4 protein-coding genes are annotated in these 3,474 nt (G+C 70.4%); all 4 read right to left on the bottom strand.

Annotation, left to right across the window (positions count from 1 at the left end; translation table 11 throughout):
* Positions 1 to 210 (bottom strand): acetolactate synthase small subunit (ilvN, locus tag ACXJKL_RS17305; protein WP_457208256.1); only part of this gene is annotated, 210 nt, incomplete at its 3' end.
* Entirely contained in the window at positions 210 to 2,000 is a 1,791-nt protein-coding gene (locus ACXJKL_RS17300) for an acetolactate synthase large subunit (protein WP_457208255.1), read from the bottom strand. The genes ACXJKL_RS17300 and ilvN, both read right to left, overlap by 1 nt.
* A 266-nt stretch (positions 2,001 to 2,266) precedes the next feature.
* Positions 2,267 to 2,923, bottom strand: coding sequence for a 4a-hydroxytetrahydrobiopterin dehydratase (locus ACXJKL_RS17295; protein ID WP_457208254.1), 657 nt, complete (start codon positions 2,921 to 2,923; stop codon positions 2,267 to 2,269).
* A complete protein-coding gene (locus ACXJKL_RS17290) occupies positions 2,920 to 3,333 on the bottom strand; it encodes a VOC family protein (RefSeq protein WP_457208253.1) in 414 nt (137 codons plus the stop codon). The genes ACXJKL_RS17295 and ACXJKL_RS17290 overlap by 4 nt, the downstream gene beginning before the upstream one ends.
* Positions 3,334 to 3,474 lie beyond the last annotated feature (141 nt).

The raw sequence follows: 3,474 nt of genomic DNA, 5'->3' as shown, positions 1-3,474 counted from the left end.
CTCCACCAGCTTGTTGAGCTGCTTGGTCACCTGCTCCAGCGGGGACTCCTCGACGTTGACCACGATGGTCATCCGGGAGACCTCGGCGTGCTCGGTCGGACCCACCGCGAGGCTGTCGATGTTGAAGCCACGGCGGCTGAAGAGACCGGCGATGCGGGCCAGGACGCCGGGCTTGTTCTCGACGAGGACCGACAGGGTGTGCTTGCTCATCAGACGTCGTCCTCGTCGAACTCGGGCGCGAGGTCACGCGCGTACTTGATCTCGTCGTTGCTGGTGCCGGCGGCCACCATCGGCCACACCATGGCGTCGCGGTGGACGCGGAAGTCCACCACGACGGGCTGGTCGTCGATAGCCATCGCCTTCTCGATCGTGGCGTCGACCTGCTCGGCGGAGTCGCACGACAGGCCCACGCAGCCGTACGCGTCGGCGAGCTTGACGAAGTCGGGGATGCGCTTGGAGTGGAGATCGGTGTTCGAGTAGCGCTCGTTGTAGAACAGCGTCTGCCACTGGCGGACCATGCCCAGCGACTCGTTGTTGATGATCGCGACCTTGATCGGGATGTCGTTGATCGCGCAGGTGGCCAGCTCCTGGTTGGTCATCTGGAAGCAGCCGTCGCCGTCGATCGCCCACACCGTCGAGCCGGGCATCCCGACCTTGGCGCCCATGGCGGCCGGCACGGCGTACCCCATGGTCCCCAGGCCACCGGAGTTGAGCCAGGTGTTGGGCTTCTCGTAGCCGATGAAGTGCGCGGCCCACATCTGGTGCTGCCCGACGCCGGAGGTGTAGATCGTGTCCGGGCCGGCGATCGCGCCGAGCCGCTCGATGACGTACTGCGGGGCCAGTCCGCTCGCCGGGGTGTCGTAGCCGACCGGGTAGCGCTGCTTGACGCCGGACAGGAACTCCACCCATGCCTCGTAGTCACCGGTGTGCCCGGCGTCGGCCTCGGTGGCCAGCAGTGCGATGAGGTCGACGATGACCTCGTGGGCGTCCCCGACGATCGGGACGTCGGCGTGCCGGTTCTTGCCGATCTCGGCGGGGTCGATGTCCGCGTGGATCACCAGCGCGTGGGGCGCGAACGAGTCGAGGTTGCCGGTGACCCGGTCGTCGAAGCGGGCGCCGAGGCTGATGATGAGGTCGCTCTTCTGCAGGCCCGCGACCGCGGCCACCGTGCCGTGCATGCCCGGCATGCCGAGGTGCTGCGGGTGACTGTCGGGGAACGCGCCTCGCGCCATCAGCGTCGTCACGACCGGTATCCCGGTCGCCTCGGCGAGCTTGCGCAGCGCCTGCGAGGCCTGCGCACGGATCACCCCACCGCCGACGTAGAGGACCGGACGCCGGGCCTCGAGGATCAGCCGCGCCGCCTCGCGGATCTGCTTGCTGTGCGGACGGGTCACCGGCCGGTAGCCGGGCAGCTGCAGCTCGGTCGGCCAGGCGAACGTGGTCGCGGCCTGCAGCGCGGACTTGGCGACGTCGACCAGCACCGGGCCGGGGCGACCCGTGGAGGCGATGTGGAAGGCCTCGGCCACCGTGCGCGGGATGTCGCGCGGGTCGGTGACCAGGAAGTTGTGCTTGGTGATGGGCATGGTGATGCCCCGGATGTCCGCCTCCTGGAAGGCGTCGGTGCCGATCATGCTGGCGCCGACCTGACCGGTGATGGCCACCAGCGGCACCGAGTCCATGTGGGCGTCCGCGAGGGGCGTGACGAGGTTGGTGGCGCCGGGACCCGAGGTGGCCATGCAGACGCCGACCCGGCCGGTGGCGGCGGCGTACCCCTGGGCGGCGTGCCCGGCGCCCTGCTCGTGACGGACCAGGATGTGGCGGATCCGGGTGGAGTCCATGAGCGGGTCGTACGCCGGGAGGATCGCGCCGCCCGGGATGCCGAAGATGTCGGTGGCACCCGCGCACTCGAGCGACCTGATCAGGCTCTGCGCGCCCGTCATGCCCTCGCCCGACGTGGAGCTCCCCGTGGTGGGGACTCCCCTGATGCCCGTCTCGCTCATGGTGCTTCCTTCGTCGTCATGATCCTGGCCTCCGGGAGACCCAGCCAACAAAAAACCCCTCGGCCCGGTGGGCAACGAGGGGTGACGCGTGGGGCGAACAGCTCTGGGCTGTCAGCTCACGCGTCGCGTGCGTACAAGAATCCGTGCGGATGTCTGGGAGCGCATGCGCCTACCGTCGCCGTCGAGTCGTTCCGACGTCAACCGAGTCTGCCACCTGTCCCACTATCTGGTACGTCGGTCTCGCGATGTGGCCATCTTGCGCCCGGTCAACGCCCCTGGGCCGTGCAGATGCACGACCGGTTGCCCTCCCCGTCCTCGAGGACCCAGAACGAGTGCTCGGGGTGTTCGGCGACGAGCCGGCCACCGCCCGCGACGACGGCGTCGATGCGTGCCCGCACCTGGTCGCCGGGCACCCAGACGTCGAGGTGCCAGCGCTGCCGCGGCTCGTCGCTGCCCGACCCCTGGAACCACACCGCCGGGAGCCGGCCGTCCGGGTCGTTGATGCCGCCCTCCTCGGGGCTGCCCTCGAAGGCCAGCAGGTCGCGCCAGAACGGCAGGATGCCGCGCTCGTCGGGCGTGTCGAGGCCCAGCTCCAGCTGCTGGAGCCCGGAAGGGTCGGCCGCGACCCCCTGCTCGGCGGCGATCTCGCTGATCCGCCGGGCCAGCGCGAGGTCGCGGTCGGTGACGCGGCCGACGTCGTGGCTGATCAGGGCCACGTCGACGCGGGGGTAGGTCAGGGTGACGTCGGGGTGGTGGTCGGCCTCGTYGGCGGCGGCGCCGATGGCGTCGACCAGGYGGACCCCCGCCGCGAAGCTGCCGGTGCGGAAGCGCGCGTGGATGCCCTGCACCAGCATCCGCCAGTCGTCGAGTCCGGCCGTCGCCACGTCGTCGTACGTCACTCGATCACTCGTGCTGTCGCTCACGGGAGCACCTCCTGGCCGATGGGTCCTGGGTTGAAGCAGATCTCCCAGCGGAAGCCGTCGGGATCCGCGAAGTAGCCGGAGTAGCCGCCCCACTCCCGCTCCCGGGCCTCGGTGACGTGCTGGGCACCCGCCACACGGGCCTGCTCGAGGGCCCGGTCGACCCCGTCGGTGGTGGCGAGGTTGTGGGAGAGGGTCACCGGCGCGAGTCCTCCGGCGGGCGCCTGCCCGACCTCGGCGGTGAAGGCGTCGACGTCCCACAACGAGAGGACCAGCTTGTCGCCCGCCTTGAACATCAGCACCTCCCCCGGGGCGTCGAAGGCCGGCTCCCAGCCGAGCCCGTCGACGTAGAAGGCCCGGGAGGCACCGAGATCGCGCACGGCGAGGGTGATGAAGGAGATGCGCTGGTCCATGGGCTCACCATGCCAGCGCGCACCGACAGTGGCTACCGTGGCCGGCACTCGGCCAGGCTGCGCCGCTGCCGACCGTCGTCGTCGAAGTTGCCCGCACCGAGCCACGCCTCGAACCCCGACCGGACGGTGGGCCACTCGGTG

It is taken from the genome of Nocardioides sp. P5_C9_2 (genome assembly GCF_054049555.1).
The sequence above is the reverse complement of the archived record's forward strand: the minus strand, read 5'-3'. Positions and strand labels throughout refer to the sequence as shown.

Bases quoted from the DNA above. Each gene is read 5' to 3' on its own strand.
- ACXJKL_RS17300 (WP_457208255.1), bottom strand. From the start codon at position 2,000: ATGAGCGAGACGGGCATCAGGGGAGTCCCCACCACGGGGAGCTCCACG.
- ACXJKL_RS17290 (WP_457208253.1), bottom strand. From the start codon at position 3,333: ATGGACCAGCGCATCTCCTTCATCACCCTCGCCGTGCGCGATCTCGGT.